The organism is Saccharopolyspora galaxeae (assembly GCF_016526145.1).
Taxonomy (GTDB): Bacteria; Actinomycetota; Actinomycetes; order Mycobacteriales; family Pseudonocardiaceae; genus Saccharopolyspora_C; species Saccharopolyspora_C galaxeae.
Genome location: NZ_JADDUE010000009.1, coordinates 239687 through 257335 on the forward strand (window position 1 = coordinate 239687; position 17649 = coordinate 257335).

The 17649-nt window shown below is 68.9% G+C and carries 15 protein-coding genes; 4 read left to right on the forward strand and 11 right to left on the reverse strand.

The window, feature by feature from the left end; translation table 11 throughout:
• Position 1 precedes the first annotated feature (1 nt).
• From fabG to INP57_RS21260, 7 genes are all read right to left on the reverse strand, one after another.
• Entirely contained in the window at positions 2-754 is a 753-nt protein-coding gene (fabG, locus tag INP57_RS21230) for a 3-oxoacyl-ACP reductase FabG (RefSeq protein WP_200072040.1), read from the reverse strand.
• A gap of 55 nt (positions 755-809) precedes the next feature.
• Entirely contained in the window at positions 810-2018 is a 1209-nt protein-coding gene (locus INP57_RS21235; RefSeq protein ID WP_200072041.1) for an acyl-CoA dehydrogenase family protein, read from the reverse strand.
• A gap of 211 nt (positions 2019-2229) precedes the next feature.
• Positions 2230-3252, reverse strand: coding sequence for a phosphotransferase family protein (locus INP57_RS21240; RefSeq protein WP_200072042.1), 1023 nt, complete (start codon positions 3250-3252; stop codon positions 2230-2232).
• 84 nt (positions 3253-3336) lie between these two features.
• Entirely contained in the window at positions 3337-3990 is a 654-nt protein-coding gene (locus tag INP57_RS21245; protein WP_200072043.1) for an HAD family hydrolase, read from the reverse strand.
• Between the two features lie 88 nt (positions 3991-4078).
• The gene (locus INP57_RS21250; protein WP_200072044.1) at positions 4079-4975 is read right to left on the reverse strand and encodes a TIGR03619 family F420-dependent LLM class oxidoreductase; all 897 of its coding nucleotides are present in this window, start codon (positions 4973-4975) and stop codon (positions 4079-4081) included.
• Positions 4976-5094: 119 nt separating this feature from the next.
• Entirely contained in the window at positions 5095-5760 is a 666-nt protein-coding gene (locus INP57_RS21255; protein ID WP_200072045.1) for an HNH endonuclease family protein, read from the reverse strand.
• 82 nt (positions 5761-5842) lie between these two features.
• The gene (locus tag INP57_RS21260) at positions 5843-6379 is read right to left on the reverse strand and encodes a DinB family protein (RefSeq protein WP_200072046.1); all 537 of its coding nucleotides are present in this window, start codon (positions 6377-6379) and stop codon (positions 5843-5845) included.
• Positions 6380-6471: 92 nt separating this feature from the next.
• On the opposite strand from INP57_RS21260, the gene INP57_RS21265 reads away from it, so the two are divergent.
• A complete protein-coding gene (locus INP57_RS21265; protein WP_200072047.1) occupies positions 6472-7848 on the forward strand; it encodes an HNH endonuclease signature motif containing protein in 1377 nt (458 codons plus the stop codon).
• A gap of 147 nt (positions 7849-7995) precedes the next feature.
• Here INP57_RS21265 and INP57_RS21270 read toward each other — a convergent pair whose 3' ends face one another.
• The 3 genes from INP57_RS21270 to INP57_RS21280 all read right to left on the reverse strand — a co-directional run bounded on the left by INP57_RS21270 (position 7996) and on the right by INP57_RS21280 (position 12685).
• The gene (locus INP57_RS21270; protein WP_200072048.1) at positions 7996-9549 is read right to left on the reverse strand and encodes a GMC family oxidoreductase; all 1554 of its coding nucleotides are present in this window, start codon (positions 9547-9549) and stop codon (positions 7996-7998) included.
• A gap of 19 nt (positions 9550-9568) precedes the next feature.
• On the reverse strand, positions 9569-11101 hold the full coding sequence (locus tag INP57_RS21275; protein WP_200072049.1) for an APC family permease: 1533 nt from the start codon (positions 11099-11101) through the stop codon (positions 9569-9571).
• 93 nt (positions 11102-11194) lie between these two features.
• Positions 11195-12685 (reverse strand): aldehyde dehydrogenase family protein, encoded by a 1491-nt coding sequence (locus INP57_RS21280; protein WP_200072050.1) that lies wholly within the window; start codon positions 12683-12685, stop codon positions 11195-11197.
• Positions 12686-12954: 269 nt separating this feature from the next.
• On the opposite strand from INP57_RS21280, the gene INP57_RS21285 reads away from it, so the two are divergent.
• The 3 genes from INP57_RS21285 (at position 12955) to INP57_RS21295 (ending at position 16462) form a co-directional block, all read left to right on the forward strand.
• Positions 12955-13524 (forward strand): TetR/AcrR family transcriptional regulator, encoded by a 570-nt coding sequence (locus tag INP57_RS21285; protein WP_200072051.1) that lies wholly within the window; start codon positions 12955-12957, stop codon positions 13522-13524.
• 338 nt (positions 13525-13862) lie between these two features.
• Positions 13863-14867: a coiled-coil domain-containing protein gene (locus tag INP57_RS21290; protein WP_200072052.1), complete on the forward strand. Its 1005-nt coding sequence runs from the start codon at positions 13863-13865 to the stop codon at positions 14865-14867.
• 230 nt (positions 14868-15097) lie between these two features.
• Positions 15098-16462, forward strand: a complete 1365-nt coding sequence (locus tag INP57_RS21295; RefSeq protein WP_307850198.1) for a S28 family serine protease — start codon at positions 15098-15100, stop codon at positions 16460-16462.
• A 1-nt stretch (position 16463) separates the two neighbouring features.
• Here INP57_RS21295 and INP57_RS21300 read toward each other — a convergent pair whose 3' ends face one another.
• Positions 16464-17582: an acyltransferase family protein gene (locus INP57_RS21300; protein WP_295148524.1), complete on the reverse strand. Its 1119-nt coding sequence runs from the start codon at positions 17580-17582 to the stop codon at positions 16464-16466.
• Positions 17583-17649 lie beyond the last annotated feature (67 nt).

A 17649-nucleotide genomic window follows, 5' to 3' on the forward strand; every position in this document is an offset into this window, starting at 1 on the left:
CTCACGCCTTCGGACCACCGGCGACGTAGAGCACCTGGCCGGAGACGAACCCGGAACGCTCATCCAGGAAGAACGACGCGGCGTTGGCGATGTCGTCCGGAGCACCGGCCCGGCCGACCGGGATCGTGGAAACCGCCGCGTTCGAGAAATCCTCGAAGCTGGCGCCGACCCGCTCCGCCGTCGCCTTCGTCATGTCGGTGGCGATGAAGCCCGGCGCGATGGCGTTGACCGTGACACCGAACTTGCCCAGCTCGATCGCCAACGTCTTGGTCAGGCCCTGCATGCCCGCCTTCGCCGTGGAGTAGTTGGCCTGGCCGCGGTTGCCCAGCGCCGAGGTGCTGGAGAGGTTCACGATCCGGCCCCACTTGGCCTCCACCATGAACTTCTGCACCGCGCGGCTCATCAGGAACGCACCGCGCAGGTGCACCGACATCACCGTGTCCCAGTCCGAATCGGACATCTTGAACAGCATGTTGTCGCGCAGCACGCCGGCGTTGTTGACCAGCGCCAGCGGGGTGCCGAGCTCGGCGGAGACCCGATCGACGGCCGCGGTGACCTGATCGGAATCGCTCACGTCGGCACCGACGGCCAGCGCCTTGCCGCCCGCGGACTCGATCGCGGACACGGTCTCGGCGCACTGCTGCTCGTCCAGGTCGATCACCGCGACGGCGTATCCGTCCGCGGCCAGGCGCTGCGCGGTGGCCGCGCCGATACCGCGGGCGGCGCCGGTGACGATCGCGGTCTTTTCGGGCATGATTCCTCACTTCTGTTACGAGGGGCGGAAAAACTCCGGTGGCGGGCCTGCCTGTTCACCGGTACTTCTTGAGCTCCCGGCGAGCCATCGAACGGCGGTGCACCTCGTCGGGGCCGTCGACGATGTGCAACGTGCGGGCGTGCGCGTACAGGCTCGCCAGCGGCGTGTCCTGGCTGACCCCGGCGGCGCCGTGCGCCTGGATGGCGCGGTCCACAATGGTCGTCACCATCTGCGGCACCGCCACCTTGATCGCCTGGATCTCGGTGTGCGCGCCCTTGTTGCCGACGGTGTCCATCAGCCACGCGGTCTTGAGCGTCAGCAGCCGGTTCGTCTCGATGCTGATGCGGGCATCGGCGATCCACTGCTGCACCACGCCCTGATCGGCGATCGGTCCGCCGAACGCCCGGCGGCTCGTGACGCGGCGGCACATCAGCTCCAGCGCGCGCTCGGCCATCCCGATCGCGCGCATGCAGTGGTGGATGCGGCCAGGGCCGAGGCGCGCCTGCGCGATGGCGAAACCCTCGCCCTCGCCGGAAATGATGTTCTCGGCCGGGACGCGGACGTCGTCGAACACGATCTCGGCGTGCCCACCGTGGTCGCCGTCGTCGTAGCCGAACACGTGCATGCCGCGCTCGATGCGCACGCCAGGGGTGTCGACCGGCACCAGGATCTGGCTCTGCTGGCGGTGCCGCTCTGCCTCCGGGTCCGACTTGCCCATCACGATCAGCACCTTGCAGCGGGGGCTCATCGCGCCGGACGACCACCACTTGCGGCCGTTGATCACGTAGGAGTCGCCGTCGCGCTCGATGCGGGTGCCGATGTTCGTCGCGTCCGAAGACGCCACCTCCGGCTCGGTCATGCAGAACGCCGAGCGGATCTCGCCGTCCAGCAGCGGTTTCAGCCACCGCTCGCGCTGCTGCGGGGTGCCGAACTCGGCCAGCACCTCCATGTTGCCGGTGTCCGGCGCCGAGCAGTTGAACACCTCCGGCGCCAACGTGGGACTGCGGCCCATGATCTCCGCCAGCGGGGCGTACTGCAGGTTCGTCAGCCCGGCGCCGTCCGCGCCCGGCAGGAACAGGTTCCACAGGCCGCGCTCGCGGGCCTTGGCCTTGAGCTCGTCGATGATCGGTGCGTGCGTCCACCGGCTGTCCGCGGCCGCGAGCTGCTCGTGCAGCACCGGCTCGGCCGGGTGGACGTGCTCGTCCATGAACTCGGTGAGCTGCGCGCGCAGCTGCTCGGTGCGGTCGTCGTACCCGAAGTCCACGCCATGCCTCCTAGGGAGTGTTTTGAAAGGGTGTGCGTAGTGGGTCACCCAGCGGAACCTCAGACGTCTTCTGGCTCCGGGATCTCCTCCTTAAGTAGCGCCCTACTCGGCGTCTGAGCTGTCCTCGCCAGAAGACGCCTGAGAACCCGCCGGTGGTCCGGCTGAGTCCTGGGGCACCGGCAAGCGGCTGGCGCCGCTTATGAAACAGTTCCTAGTCGAGTGCGGACAAGCCCTGCGCGACCAAGTGCTCGACCAGGGCTCCGACGTGCTCGAAGCCCTCGCCGACCGTCTGGCCGTGCACGTAGCGGTAGTGGATGCCCTCGCTGATCACCGCGAGCTTGAAGAAGCCGAACGCCACGTACCAGTCCAAATCGGACAGATCGATGCCGCTGCGGGCGGCGTAGCGGTCCCACAGCTCGCGGACCGGCGGGAACCCGTACTCCGGGCCGATGCCCTTGGCGATCGGGTTGTACTCGACGCCGTCCATGCCTTCCCAGTACACCTTGAGCAGGCCCACGTCGGTGAGCGGATCGCCGAGCGTGGCCATCTCCCAGTCGAGCACCGCCGAGATGTTGCGCTGCTCGTCGACCAGCACGTTGTCCAGCCGGTAGTCGCCGTGCACGATGCCGGCGTGCCGGGTCGGCGGCACGCGCTCGCCCAACCGCTGCGCCAACCGGTCGATGCCCGGGATCTCCCGGCTGTGCGAGGCCGCGAGCTGCTTGCTCCAGCGGCGCACCTGCCGCTGGAGGAAGCCCTCCGGGCGGCCGAAATCGCCCAGCCCGACCTGCTCGGGATCCAGCGTGTGCAGGTCCGCGAGCACGTCCGCCAGCTGCATGGACAGATCACGGCGCTGCCCGGCGTCGAGCTGCGCGGTCTGCTCCGGCGAGCGGTACACCGTGCCCGGCACGAACTCCATCACGTAGAACGGCGCGCCGATGACGTCCTCGTCCTGGCACAGCAGGTAAGTCCGCGGCACCGGCACCGAAGTGCCCGCCAGCGCCGACATCACGCGGTGCTCGCGGCTCATGTCGTGCGCCGTGGCCAGCACGTGACCGAGCGGCGGGCGGCGCACCACCCAGCGGTTCGCGCCGTCGCCGACGATGTAGGTGAGGTTGGAGCGGCCGCCCTGCACCAGCTCCGCGGTCAATGGTCCCGCGGTCAGGCCCGGCAGCTGCGACTCCAAGTGTTCGCGCAACCGGGACAGGTCCAGGCCGGGTGGGTCGCCAGCGCTCATCGGATCTCCTCCGTCGGTGAACTCGTTCTGCCTGCGGGAGCGGCCGCGCTGCCGCGCGCCGGTGTCACGGGGTGGTGCAAGGGGTCACGGGAAGTGCCGCGTGGTCAGCTCGGGGAACCAGGTGGCCAGTTCGGCACGGGTCTTCGCGGCCTCCGAATGCAGTACGCTGCGCAGGCCCAAGCGCTCGGCCGCCTCGATGTTCGGTGCACCGTCGTCGACGAACACGGCCTGCTCCGCGGGCAGGTCGAGCCGCCGCAACGTGAGTTCGTAGATCCGCGGGTCGGGTTTGCGCAGGCCCACCTCGCTGGAAATGACCGCCAGCTCGAACAGGTCCCGCAACGACTCCCACGGGTAGTTGTTCCCCCAGCTGTTCGACAGCAGAGCGGTGCGCACCCCGCGATCGCGCAGGTCGCGCACCAGCTGCAGCATCGACTCGTCCGGGCGCATGTTCGCGAACAGCCGGGAGAGCAACCCCTCCGGTTCGACCGTGTCGCCGTCGACGGTGCGCAGCTTGGCCGCGAGCAGCCGGTCGAACTCCGCGGCGGAGAGTTCGCCGGTCTCCAGGCGATGGATCGGGGTGCCCGCCGGAGCGCTCCGGGACAGCCACTCCTTCAACGCGGTGGAGAACGACTCCGGCTCGATGCCTTCAGCTTCGGTCCACGCCGAGATGGCCAACCGGCCGGGCGTGGTGAGCACCCCGCCGTAGTCGAAGATCGCGACGCTGGGGTTGGCAGGCATGACAGGGACCGTACCGACTAGCCGGTATGTGCGCCAGGGTCTGGAACGTTCCGGAAATGACCGCGGCCGGGTTCGGCGGTCCGGGCGGTCAGGACGGGAAGGCTGAACGGAAGCGCGCTGCGGTGCGCAGCAACGACGGAACGTCCGGAGTCGTGAACTGGAGATCGACGAAGGCATCCTGCACACCGAGCTCGGCGACGGCGTGCAAGTAGTCGACGATGCGCTCCACCGGGCCCTGCACCGGCCGAGCACCGGGCGGGCCGAGCTCCACGTTGACCCGCAAAGCCGTGGCGACCGGGGCGCGACCGGCCTCGGCCGCGAACTCGCGCAGCATTCCGAGCACCCGCTCCAGCGCGGGCAAGGGCAAGGCCACGCCGAGCCAGCCGTCACCACGCGTGGCCGTGCGGCGCAAGGCGGCCTCGGAACTGCCGCCGAGGTAGATCGGCGGGCTCGGCTGCACCGGCTTCGGCTGGAAATCACCCGGCGAGACGGTGCTGAAGCGGCCCTGATGCCGCACCGGATCCGGGCCCCACAACGCGCGCAACGCGGTCAGCGCGTCGTCCAGTCGAGCGGCGCGCTGGTGCCACGGGACGCCCGCTGCCTCGTACTCGTCGCGCATCCAGCCCAGCCCGAAGCCGGGGATCAGCCGGCCATTGCTCAGCCGATCGACGCCGGTGAGCGCGCGGGCCAGCGCGATCGGTGCGTACAGCGGCGCGTTGAGAGTGCTGGTGCCCAGCGCGGCGCGATTCGTGGCGGACGCGGCGACGGTCAGCACCAGCAGCGGATCCAGGCTCGCTCGCATCCGGTCGGGGAGCGAACCATCGGCGGAACCCGGGTATGGCGTACTGGGATTGCGGGGCGCGTGCAGGCGCTCTCCCGCCCACAAGCTCTCGAAACCCATCCCCTCGGCTTCGGTTGCGACCTCGTGCACGCAGGCCGGGTCGGCGAACGGGCCGAATTGGGGAAGTCCGAGTCCTAGGCGCATGCGGGCAGCTTGGCATCGATCATTCGTGCTGCGCCACGGTTACCATGACCTCGTCGCGGCGCGCCGGTCGTGATCCGAGGGTTCCGGGCCGGGCGGACCGCGTCGAGCGATCAACGCGCTCAGCAGGTGGCCAGCATCTCCTGCAACGCCGACTTCTCCTGCTCGGTGACGGTGAGACCGTAGGAGTGCTTGACCGTGACCCAATCCGTCGAGTACTCGCACCAAGTCGCCTTCGCCGGCTTCCACTCGGACGGGTCCTTGTCGCCCTTGGCGCGATTCGACTTCGCATCGGCTGCGACCAGCTGCGGCAGGTTCATGTCGTTGGCGAACTGCTCGCGGCGCTGGTCGGTCCACTCGTCGGCACCGCTGCGCCAGGCATCGGCCAGCGGCACCATGTGATCGATGTCCACATCGGACCCGCTGCGGACGGTACCGCCGGTGTAGCTGCTCACCCACGATCCGGAGGTCGACTCGCACGCGTTGTTCACCGCCACGTCCTCGCCGTCGCGGCGCAGCACCGCCTCCCGGGTGTTGCAGTTCTTGCCCGCCTGCGGCGCCGGTTTCCAGTGCTCGAAGCGGTCGCGCGAGTAGCCGTCCATCGAACCTTCCGGCGCGACCTCGAGCTGGGCGAGCTGCGCGGCGGCCGGAGCGTCGGAGGACGCGGCGTCCGGGGCCAACCGGTCCAGCAACCCGGACTCGAACACCACCCACCCCGCGGCGATGATCAACGCGGAGAGCACCGAGATCCACAGCGGGGTGCGCTTGCTCGATCGTGCAGTCGACATGCTCGCTCCGGCTCGGGGTGTTCGGTGATCGCGGGCATTCGATCACGAAGCGGGTGCCGGAGGTACCGCTGTGCGCGCGAGATCACCGCTGGAAGTGGGCGCCGCCCGAGGCGCGGTACAGGTCGCGGAGCAGGCTCACCTCGGCTCCGTGGTGGATCAGCTCGCGGTTGAGGTGCAGCACCAGTGCCAGGTAGGGGCGGTCGGCGAACGGTCCCTCGGCGGCACCGACCGGGCGGGACCAGGCCTCGGCGTCCATTCCGCCGATGCAGTCGCGCCACTGGCGGTGCTGGTGGTCGAGGTGCTTGAGCGCGACGGTGGCGCTGGCGGGGTAGTGGGTGTGGTCGATCCGGTACGAGCCGTCGCCGAAGTGGTTGGACACGCGCATCGCCAGCACGTGATCGGCGATGTGGCACAGGCGCCAGGCGATCGTGGTGAACGGAGGAGGGGTGGGTTCGGGGAAGGCGAAGTCGAACTCGTGGCCCCGGTCGGTGGGCCGCACCGACCAGCAGCCGGGGACCGGTTCCCAGAAGTACTCCTCGTCGGTCAGGCCATCCAGGTGCGGGCGCCATTGGTCCCAGTAGAAGTCGAGCTGGTCCAGCACTTCCTCGCGTGCGTGCATGCGGCGGAGGTTACGGGCGAGGGCGGACGGTGCGGGCGTGATCACTCGGTCGTGTAGTGGTGAACGGGTGTTCGATCGTGGATCATGGGGTTGTGGTCGGGATTTCTGCGCGTCCGGGGCTCGCCGAGGAGGTCGGCGAGCTCGGTTCGCGCGTGCCTCGACCACGGGAGGACGGCGAGTCGGATCGCGGCGGTGTGGTGGCCGAATCCGACGACGAGCTCGTCGCGGAGATCCGGCGCGGTGAGCAAGTCATGCGGGATGCGCTGTTCGGTCAGCTGCTGCGGATCGCCGAAGCCGAGCGGCGTGGTCTGCACGGCACCAGCGGAGCGCGGTCGGTGCAGGCCTGGTTGCGGGAGATGCTGAACCTGGCCGCGGGCGAGGCGCGGCGGCGGGTGCAGGTGGCGAGGGAGGTCACCGAACGAGTCGGGCTCGGTGGAGAACAGCTGCCACCCGCCCTGCCGGAGACCGCTGGAGCCATGCGCAACGGCGAGATCACGCTGGCGCACGCAGGGACCATTGTGGACGGTGTTGCGGCGATGCCGCCGGGGGTCGACGCCACCGAGCGGCACGCGGCGGACGCCCTGCTGGCGCGGCAGGCGCGCGAGTTGCCGCCGCACGAGCTGCGCTCCGCGGGCGAGCACCTCCGGTACCTGCTCGACCAGGACGGCGCGTTGCGCACCGAGGAATACCAGGTCGAGCACCGCGAACTGCGGATCGCTACGGGGCGCGACGGCATGACGGTCCTGAACGGACGCCTCGACCGGGAGTCGGGCGCCGAGTTGCGCGCGGCGTTGCAGCCGTTGGCCGCGCCGCGGCGGGAAGCCGACGGAGTGCCGGACACGCGCAGCCCGGCCAAGCGGAACGCCGATGCATTCGTCGACCTGCTCGAGCGCAAGCACGGCGATGCGCGTGCGCAGGTGCGCGTGACCATCGATTACGACCAGCTCACCGAAGGGTTGGTCGCTGACGGAGCTTGCGAAGAACGGAATCCGCAGCCGGACGTCTTCGGGCGGGCACCCAGGACGGGCGGCACGGTCGACAACACCGAGCAGCCGATCACGGCGGCCGCCGCGCGACGGCTCGCGTGCGATGCCGAAGTGCTGCCGCTCGTGGTCGGCGGAGACGGGCAGCCGTTGGACGTCGGGCGGTCCGAACGGACAGCGCCCGCGCACATCAGGGCCGCGCTGTCGGCGCGTGACGGCTCCTGCGCGTTCCCCGACTGCGACCGGCCGCCAGGGACCTCGCAGGCGCACCACGTGCGGCACTGGGCGGACGGCGGCGCAACAGCGCTGCACAACATGGTCATGTTGTGCGGACACCACCACAGGCTGATCCACCGTCAGCGGTGGGAAGTGACGATGGACGACGGGTGGCCTGCCTTCCTACCGCCGGTTTGGGTGGATCCGGCACGCAGCCCGCGGGGCCGGGCGAGAACTCGACATCAGCGGACTCGGGAACCGCCCGGGTGACTGCGGGACGCCCGCGGCGCACCATCCACCGGATGGTGCGCCATTCGGGATGTCCGCGGTCGTTGACGTTCGCGGACTGGGCGATGGCAAGCAAGCGGTCCCTCCAGAACGGGGGGCTGGAGGGACCGCTGCAAGATCACCACGGGTTCAGCCGGCGTTGTCCTCCTTGAGCATGTCGGAGCACTTCTCGCCGATGGCCATCGTGGTGATGTTCGGGTTCACCGCGACCAGGAACGGCATCGCGGAGGCATCAGCGACGCGCAGGCCGTCGACGCCCTTGACCCGCAGGCGTGCGTCCAGCGGCGCGTTCTGGTCGTCGGCCGCGCCCATCGGGACCGAAGCCGCGGGGTGGTAGACGGTGTTGTGCGTCTTCCTGATGTAGTCAGCGATCTCGTCGTCGCTGCGTACATCGGGGCCTGGGTGCAGTTCGGCACCGGCCCATTCGTGCATCGCCTGCTGCGAGACGATCTTCCGCGCGAGTTTGATGCCCTCGGTCATGACCCTGATGTCGTGCGGGTCGGTGAAGTACCGGGGGTCGACCTTCGGCTTGTCCCGGAAATCTCGAGTGCGCAACCGGACGTTGCCGATCGAGCGGCTGCGGGTGACGTTCGGCGTCAGGCAGAAGCCGTTCTCCGTCGTCGGGTATCCCTGCCGCATGGTGTGCATGTCGAACGGCACCGAACCGTAGTGGAACATCAGGTCGGGCCGGTTCAGGCCGGCTTCGGTGGTGGTGAAGATGCCGATCTCCCACCATTGCGTGGATTCGGTGACCATCGGCTGCTTCGCGTCCCATCCGATGACGCCTTCGGGATGGTCCTGGAGGTTGGATCCGACACCGGGTGAGTCGACGAGCACGTCGATCCCGACTTCCCGCAGGTGTTCGCCCGGCCCGATTCCGGACAGCATCAGCAGCTTGGGCGTGTCGATGGCCCCGGAGGACAGCACCACTTCTTGCCGGGCGCGCACCGTGCGGGTGTGGACGAGGTCGGGGTCGAGGTAGGCGATCCCGGTCGCCCGCTTCCCATCGAACTCGACCTTTTTGGCCCGCACTTCGGTGCGCACCTCGAGGTTCGGCCGCCTGCCCATGATCGGGTGCAGGTAGGACACCGAGGACGACGACCGCGTGCCGTCTTCCCGCGCGTTGATCTGGAACCAGTTCGCGCCGTGCGTGACGGTGCGTCCCGAGTTGAATTCGGTCGTCGGGATGCCCGCTTGTTCGCAGGCTTGCAGCAGCGCAACCCCGGACGGGTCGTTGGGCGGAACGCTGCGAATGTTCACCGGCCCGCTGCGCCCGTGGTGGTCGCCTGGTCCGTCGTTGGTCTCGAGCCTCTTGTACAGCGGGAAGACGTCGCTGGCGCCCCATCCGGTGGCGCCCATCCGTTCCCATTCGTCTAGGTCTTCGGCGGGCGCCCAGAACGCGATGCACGAGTTGTGCGAGGAGCAGCCGCCGAGCACGCGGGCACGGGCGTGCCGCATGTAGGAGTTGCCTTGCTCTTGCGGTTCGACGAGGTAATCCCAGTCGTAGCCGGATTCGAGCAGCGCCATCCACCGGTCGAGTTCGAGGATGGCTTTGTCCCCGACATCGGATGGTCCGGCTTCGAGCAGGCAAACAGTGGTGCCGGGGTCTTCGGAAAGGCGAGCCGCCAGCGCGGCGCCTGCGCTTCCGCCGCCCACCACGACGTAGTCGAATTCTTCGGCCATGGTCTCAGCTCCGTTCCCTTCAGGACAGTGCGGACTTGGTCGTATCGGTGTCGCCCGTGGCCGCGTGGTCGGCGAGCACGCCGACGCGGTGTCGCTGCACGAACCAGTAGTAGGCGAATCCGCCGAGCGCGGCGATGCCGACGAACAGCACGGAGCTCCACTGCAGGTACCAGTGGTAGGGCGGTTCGGCGTTGTAGACGTCGCGCCGCGGCCAGGCGAGGTTGGTGGTCATCCCGATTCCCCACAGCACCGCGAGCACGTTCACGGGCAGTCCCCACCGCCCGAGGGTGAATCGGCCTTCCTGCTTCCGGGAGGACCATTCGCCGCGCAGGCGGGCGACCAGCATGGGGATGGTCACCAGCAGGTACGACACGTAGATGAGGATGATCGCGAGGCTGGTGACGGCGGAGAAGATCTGCGGTTGCCCGATGTTGACGACCAGCAGTGCCACTGCGATGACGCCGATGACGATGGCCGGTACGACCGGCGTCTGAAAGCGTGGGCTGACTCGTGCGAGTTTCGACCCGCCGGGCAGTGCGTTGTCCCGCGCCATGGCGAATGCGATGCGGATGGCCGCGGTGTGCACCGCGAGCACGCACACGGTGATCGCCACGAACACCACGAGCAGGAACAGCCGTCCGATGAGTGGTCCGAGCGAGTCGGTGAGCACGAACTGGAGGCCGACTTCGGTCAGCTCCGGCGCGTTGAGGTCTCTGGCGGCCATCAGCGCCAGCAGGATGATCAACCCGCCGAGCACGAACGATGCGATCAGCGATCGCAGAATGGCTTTGGGCGCGTTCCGATGCGGGTTGATCGATTCTTCGCCGAGGGACGAGGCGGTGTCGAACCCGTACATCACGTAGGACGACGCGAGCGCGGCGACGAGGAACGCGCCGAGGTATCCGTGCGGGTTGGTGCTTCCGGTGTTCTGCGTTTCGAGCACGACGTCCGGCCCGCGGGTCGCGGCCACGGCCAGGAACAGGATCAGCAGCACGGCCGCGATCAGTTCGATGGTCACCCCGGCGCTGTTGATCCGCGCCATGAGTTTCACGCCGAAAGCGTTGACCAGCGTGGTGAACACGATCAGCATCGTCGCGAGCAGCACGCCGTTGGCGGCTTCGCTGGTTCCGCTCCCGTTACCGATGATTTGGAAAGCGCCCCATATTTGCGGGAGCGTGTGCTGGTAGGCGAGTGCGGTGGCGGCGATGGAAACGATCGACGCCAGCAGCATCATCCAGCCGGCCAGCCAGGCCACGTGTTTGCCCCCGAGCTTTTTCGACCAGTTGTAGATCGATCCGGCGATGGGGTAGTGCGAGGCCAGTTCGGCGAAGCTCAACGCCACCATCAGCTGGCCGAAGAACACCAGCGGCCAGGACCACCAGTAGGCGGGTCCTCCGGACGACAATCCGAAGTAGGAGAGCTGGAAGGTGCCGGTCAGCACCGAGATGTAGCTGATTCCTGCGGCGAAGGTGTGGAAGCCGCCGAGGGATCTTTTCAGTTTGTTGGTGTAGCCGAACTCGCTGAGCTCGGCGTCCCCGGTGGGCGCGCTCATGCCCGAACTCCTTTCCCGCGCTCGGTGTCCCGCGGGCTGCGGGGCCGAGCGGCGGGTGGTTGTTGCGCAGTATGGGTTTGTGCCTGCCCCCGGTCAGCGGCCGTCGAACCACCGCGGCGGCTGCGGGCGCAGGTTTTGATGGATGTGCTTGGCCTCCTGGTATTCGCCGAGCCCGGCGCGTCCGAGTTCGCGGCCGATGCCGGATTGCTTGTAGCCGCCCCATTCGGCTTGGGGCAGGTACGGGTGGAAGTCGTTGATCCAGACGGTGCCGTGCCGCAGCCGGTGCGCGACGCGCTGGGCTTTGCTCACGTCGCTGCTGAACACCGCGCCGGCGAGCCCGTAGTGCGTGTCGTTGGCGATGCGCACGGCGTCGTCTTCGTCGGTGAAGCGTTCCACGGTGAGCACGGGCCCGAAGGATTCTTCGGTGACGGCGTAGCTGCCTTGCGCGACTTCGTCGAGCACGGTCGGCAGGTAGTAGTGCCCGTTGGCGTAGCGCTCGCCTTCGGGGCGGCGCCCGCCGGTGCGCAACACAGCGCCTTCTTCCACGGCCTTGGCCACGTGCGCGGAAACTTTCTCGAGGTGTGCGGCGGAGATCAGCGGCCCGGTTTCGGCGTCTTCGTCGTAGGGCCCGCCGATGCGGATCTTCTCGGTTCGCCGCACGAGTTCGTCGACGAACTCGTCGTGGATGTCGTCTTGCACGACGAGTCGCGCCCCGGCGGAGCACACTTGCCCGGAGTGCAGGAACACGGCCATCAGCGCGTAGTCGACGGCGGTGTCGAAGTCGGCGTCGGCGAAGACCACGTTGGGGTTCTTCCCGCCGAGTTCGAGGGCGACCTTCTTGACGGTGGCTGCGGCGGAGGCGGCGATGGACCGGCCGGTGTGCAGTCCGCCGGTGAACGAGATGAGGTCGATGTCGCGGTGTTCGGCCAGCAGCGCGCCGGTTTCCGGACCGCTGCCGAGCACGAGGTTGCCCACGCCTGCGGGCAGCCCTGCTTCGTCGAGCGCGCGCATCAGCAGGATCGCGGTGCTGGGCGTGAGTTCGCTGGGTTTGAGCACGAAGGTGTCGCCTGCGGCGATCGCGGGCGCGACCTTCCACGCGACCTGCAGCAGCGGGAAGTTCCAGGGCGTGATCATGCCGCAGACGCCGACGGGTTCGTAGCGCACGCGGCTGAACGAGTCGGGCGAGCCGGTGTCGACCACGTCGCCGCCGTTGACCCCGGCGAGTTTGCCGAAGTAGCGGAAGCAGGCGGCGATGTCGGCCATGTCCTGTTCGCTCTCCACCAGGCGTTTGCCGGTGTCGCCGGATTCGGCGCGGGCGAATTCGGCTTGGTCGCGCACCAGGATGTCGCTGACGCGCAGCAGCAGGTCACCGCGGTCCCATGCGGAGGTGTTCGCCCAGGTGCCGTCGTCGAAGGTCCGGCGGGCGGCGTGGATGGCCCGTTCGGTGTCGTTCCGGTCGCCTTCGGAGACGGTGGTGACGAGGGTGCCGTCGGCGGGGCTGCGGATTTCGCGCACGCCGCCGGCGCCTGCGGGTTGCCAGGTTCCGTCGATGAACAGCGTGTTCGGGCTTTCGTCGTTCGACATGGGTGTCCCTGTAGTTGGCTGCGTGGCGGGTTTGCGCGGGCTCTTCCGCGGCGCGCCGGTGCGGTCGGCGTCGGGGCGCGCCTGGCCGGGACGTCGGTGCCCTGCGGCGGCGCTGCCGGAGGACCCTAGCACCGGTCGTGTACATCTGTACATCATCGTGGTTCGGGGCTCGCGTTTCGGCGCTCACTTCAGGATCGTGCGCAGGGGAAACGCACGCAGCGTGATGTGGGCCGCAACGCTGCGAGGACGTTTCGTGGCAGGCTTGCCGCATGGTGTCGACGGGGGCTGCGACGCGCCGCAAGGATCCGGCGAGGAGGGAGCGCATCGCCAGGGCGGCGATCGACGTCGTGGCCGAGCGGGGGATCGAGAAGCTCACGCACCGCGCTGTCGCGGCTGCCGCCGGCGTGCCGCTCGGATCGACGACGTACTACTTCCGGACGCTCGACGATTTGCTCGCGGAGGCGTTGCGCCAGTCCGCGCAGGACGACGTCGCCGAGCTGCGCGCGTGGGCGAACTCGCTGTCCGGCGAGGACGACTTGGCCGCCGCGCTCGGTGATCTCATACTGCGCTACCTCGGCCCGCAACGTTCGCGCACTGTCGTGCAACACGAGCTCTACATGGCCGCGTTGCACCGGCCCGCGTTGGCGCACGTCAGCAACGAGTGGGACGCGGAGCTGGTGGAGCTGTTCACGTGCTATACCGATTCGGTGACGGGCCGTGCACTGTCGGCGCTTTTTTGCGGCTTGTTGCTGCAAGGCGTCGTCCGGGAGTCGGTGCCGAGTCGAGATGAAATCGAAACCACTTTCCGGCGCGTGCTGGCGCCTGCCGCAAATCGCTGACGCCGCAACGGTTTTCGGCCTCGGTGGCGGGTCGGCCGACCGAGGATGTCCCGCGGGTTTCGGAAATTCAAACAGTTGATCTTATGCGCGGTCGGGGTGGACAATGCACTCAGCGATCCGTGACACCGTTGCCCGGCGGCGCCTGCCGGTGAGGTCCGGCGTGATCTTTCCGGTCGGCAGGCTCGTCGCGGCAATGTCGCGCAAGTGGCGTCCGGGGTTCGCCGGTTCCTCCCGGCGGAGCACATCGCCGAAGGCTTTCGCGGGTGTACAACGGATTTTGCCGCGTCGGGGCGTGGCTCGCTCCCAGCAGAACAACTGATGATCAATGGGGTGAGACCGTGGGCTACAACAACGAAGATCGTGACCTGGTACCGCTGAAGTCCGATTTCGACACCGTCTGGTACGGCTACCGCCGTTCGCAGGTCCGGTTCTACATCCAGCAGACCGATGCCGAGGTCCGGATGCTCACCGAGGATCGCGACGCGGCGTTGAGCCAGGTCGCGGACCTCTCGGCGGAGCTGGAGCAGGCGCGTGCCGAGATCGAGCAGCTGCGCGAGCAGTACGACGCGGTCTGCCGCACGCCGATCGAGGAGACGGCGCTGTCCGACCGGATGCGCCGGATGGTGCGGCTGGCCCACGACGAGGCCGCGGAGGTCGTGTCGTCCGCGCAGGCGGCGTCCGAGCACGAGTGGGCGCGCGCCGAGCAGTCCGCCGCTGAGCTGCGTACCCGTTACGAGAACCTGGTCGCCGAGGCCGACCAGTGGCGCAGGCAGTCGGAGACGCAGCGCAACGAGGCGCTGGCCGAGACCCGCCGGGACATCCAGCACATGGCGCGCGAGGCCGAGGCGCACCGCCGCAAGCTGGACAACGAGGCGGAGGCCCGGCGCACCCAGGTGGAGAACGATTTCGAGATCTCCATGGCGGCACGCCGCGAGGAGGCCACCAGGGTCCAGGCCGAGCGCGAGCAGCGCAGCCGTGCGGAGGCGCAGCGCCGAGTCGTGGAGGCCACCGCCGAGTCGGAGCGCCGGCTCCGCCGCGCCGACGAGCACTCGGAGGCGATGCTGCGGATGCGGCAGGACCTGGCCAAGCGGGTGCGGGCGGCCCAGCAGATCATGGCCGACGCCGAGCCGTTCTTGACCGCGGTGGAGTCGGATGCGGACTCCGAGGCGGGGGACTCCTACGTCGCCGGTGTCGTGCACGACGATCTGCTCGGCGATGAGCAGGAGGTGGATGTTCCCCGCCAGCGCGGCCTCACGGCGAAGGCGGCCGAGGCGGAGGCGGCCGAGGCACCGGAGCCAGCGGTCGCCGCGAACGCCGAGGCGGGGTCGGCCAGCTCCCGCTGAACCACCACCCGCGCCGGCGATCTCCGCTGGTGCGCCTGAGCTCGGGGCGCGCTGGTGCGTCCGCAGGCCGAGGTCCACGAGGCCCGGGTCGTCAGCTCGGACGGCCCGGCCTCGGCGGCCGGCGTGCAGCTCGGCCTGCCGCGACGGCTGCCCGGCCACGTCTTCCGCGGGTGTTGTGCCGATCCGTTACCCATTAGGTTCGTCGTGATTGATGGTCATGGGGAGGCGCGGTGCGTGGCTGGCTGGCAGCGGTAGTGGCCGGGTGCATGTTGCTCGCCGGGATGCCGGCCGCGGCACAACCCGTGGATGAGCTGCGGATTCGCCTGGAATCGGTGCCCGGCCTGACGGTGTTCGGCGAGCGGCCCACCGAGTCCGGCTTCCGCCTGCTGGATCTCGGTTTCGCGCAACCGGCCGATCACCACCATCCGGAACGAGGCGGTTTCGTCCAGCGCCTCACCCTGTTGCACCGCGGTTTCGACCGCCCCACGGTCGCCCACACCACCGGCTACGACCTGCCGGAGCAGCCGACGCGGGCCGAGCCGACACGGTTGGTGGACGGCAACCAGGTGTCCTTGGAACACCGCTTCTTCACCCCGTCCCGCCCGGAGCCCGCGGACTGGACCGATCTGGACATCTGGCAGTCGGCGACCGACGAGCACCGGGTGATCGAGGCGCTGCGTTCGGTCTACTCGACCCACTGGCTGACCACGGGCGCGAGCAAGGGCGGGATGACCGCGGTCTACCACCGCCACTTCTACCCGCGTGACGTCGCCGCAACGATCGCTTATGTCGCGCCGAACGACGTGGACAACGACGACGACCGCTACGACGAGTTCCTCGCGAACGTCGGTTCCGATCCGGCGTGCCGCCGCGCGCTGACGACGGCGCAGCGGGAGGCGTTGCTGCGTCGCGACGAGATGCGCGCGAAGTACGTGGCCTACGCCGAGTCCCGTGGCATGACCTTCGATCGGATCGTCGGCGACGTGGACCGTGCGCTGGAGGCGGTGGTCGTGGATGCCCCGTTCGCGTTCTGGCAGTACCGCGGCCAGCAGGACTGCCCGAAGATTCCCGCGCCGTCGGCGAGCACGGACGCCCTGTACGCCTTCTTCGACGAGACGGTGCAGTTCGGCACCTACACCGACCAGGGCTTGGACTCCTACGTGCCGTACTACTACCAGGCGGGCACCCAGCTCGGCTGGCAGGACATCTCGCACGAGCCGCTGGCGGACCTGCTGCACGACCCGGAGATCGGCAGGCCGCGCGATTTCGTCCCGCGGGAGATCGAGATGAGTTTCCGCCCGGGCGCGATGGCGCGGGTGGACGCCTGGGTTCGCGGGCGCGGTTCGGAGTTGATGTTCGTCAACGGCGGCAATGACCCCTGGAGCGCGGAGCCGTTCCGTCTCGGTCCGGGAAGCCGGGATTCCTACCGCTACACCGTGCCCGGTGGCAACCACGGCTCGAAGATCGAGAACCTGCCGCCGCAGCAACGCGCCGAGGCCGAGGGGACGGTGCGTCGGTGGGCGGGTGTGGAGCGGCCACCTGCTCCGCTCCACACCGAACTGGACCGTCCGGTCGTGCCGCGGATGCCCCGCTAGTTCAAGCCTGAGCGGTCCGCCGGGCGGCCAGCCGGTCGAACCCCTTCATCAGCCAGCGGTGCATCGGCCGTTCCACGACCTTGGTCAGCGCCCAGCCCAGCAACACACCGGTGACGAGGAACCCCGCGGTTTGCAGCGTCGGCCCGAAACCGAGGTCTTGGAGCTCGCGCGAGACCAGGTAGCCGACGCTCTGGTGAGTCAGGAACACGCCGTAGGAGATCCCGGCGAACCACTGCACGGCCCGCGCCGGCCGTCCCGAGACCACCTTGTTCCAGTCCGGCCCGCGCGCGGTCAACGCGATCACGACCATCCCGATGCACACCGCCACGGTCGAGCCCCAGTCGGCGACCAGTCCCTCCGGCGTTTCGGCGTAGTTGTGCAGCGCTTGTCCGATCATGCAGAAGCCGAGCAGCGCGGCGAAGTGCGGCCAGCTGATCCGCTTGGTCGACCACAGCCAGATCGCCACGCCCACCACGAACAGGTGCCAGCGGTGCACGCCGATCCCGTCGACGATCGTGCGGTACAGCTCCGGCGGTTGGGAGACCCGCAGCGGCCACTGCGCCATCGGCACCAGCACTGCCGCCCACAACACCACCAGGATCCGCCGCCCGTGCCCCCATCGGCTGCGGTACAGCACTGCGGCCGCGGTGAACCCCATTAGCTGCAGCGGAACCGTCCAGTGCGACCCGTCGATGAACGCGTAGTCCGCCGGTCGCCAGTTCCACAGCATGAGCAGGTTCCAGGTCAGGTCGTACCAGGTGGGCCAGAACCAGCCCTCGATCGCGGCGAGCCGGGTCAGCAGGAAGATGACCAGCACGGCGCCGATGAACGGCGGCAGCAGCCGCGCGATCCGTCCCCACCAGTAACGCAGCGTCGTACCGCGCCCGATCGTCACGCACGCGAAGTAGGCCGAGATCACCAGCAGCAGGCTCGCGCCCACCTGGTACGGGAACGCGATCTTGCGCGGGATCAGCTCGGGGTGCAGGTACACACCGAGGAAAGTCGCGTGGTAGAGCATCACCAGCAGCACGCAGCCGGCCCGCACGAGGTCCCAGCTGATCTTGCGGCGGCTCTTCGTGCCCGAGGCAGTGCGTGCTGGGGCGGTGGTTCCTTCAGGCACGCCGGTCACGGTACCAATCCGGTTGTGCCCGCTTTCGCCACCGACCCGCGGCTGCCCTGCGGTGCAG

Coding starts and splice junctions, on each gene's coding strand:
- fabG (WP_200072040.1), bottom strand. CDS start 754: ATGCCCGAAAAGACCGCGATCGTCACCGGCGCCGCCCGCGGTATCGGC.
- INP57_RS21240 (WP_200072042.1), bottom strand. CDS start 3,252: ATGAGCGCTGGCGACCCACCCGGCCTGGACCTGTCCCGGTTGCGCGAA.
- INP57_RS21245 (WP_200072043.1), bottom strand. CDS start 3,990: ATGCCTGCCAACCCCAGCGTCGCGATCTTCGACTACGGCGGGGTGCTC.
- INP57_RS21250 (WP_200072044.1), bottom strand. CDS start 4,975: ATGCGCCTAGGACTCGGACTTCCCCAATTCGGCCCGTTCGCCGACCCG.
- INP57_RS21255 (WP_200072045.1), bottom strand. CDS start 5,760: ATGTCGACTGCACGATCGAGCAAGCGCACCCCGCTGTGGATCTCGGTG.
- INP57_RS21260 (WP_200072046.1), bottom strand. CDS start 6,379: ATGCACGCACGCGAGGAAGTGCTGGACCAGCTCGACTTCTACTGGGAC.
- INP57_RS21270 (WP_200072048.1), bottom strand. CDS start 9,549: ATGGCCGAAGAATTCGACTACGTCGTGGTGGGCGGCGGAAGCGCAGGC.
- INP57_RS21275 (WP_200072049.1), bottom strand. CDS start 11,101: ATGAGCGCGCCCACCGGGGACGCCGAGCTCAGCGAGTTCGGCTACACC.
- INP57_RS21280 (WP_200072050.1), bottom strand. CDS start 12,685: ATGTCGAACGACGAAAGCCCGAACACGCTGTTCATCGACGGAACCTGG.
- INP57_RS21285 (WP_200072051.1), top strand. CDS start 12,955: ATGGTGTCGACGGGGGCTGCGACGCGCCGCAAGGATCCGGCGAGGAGG.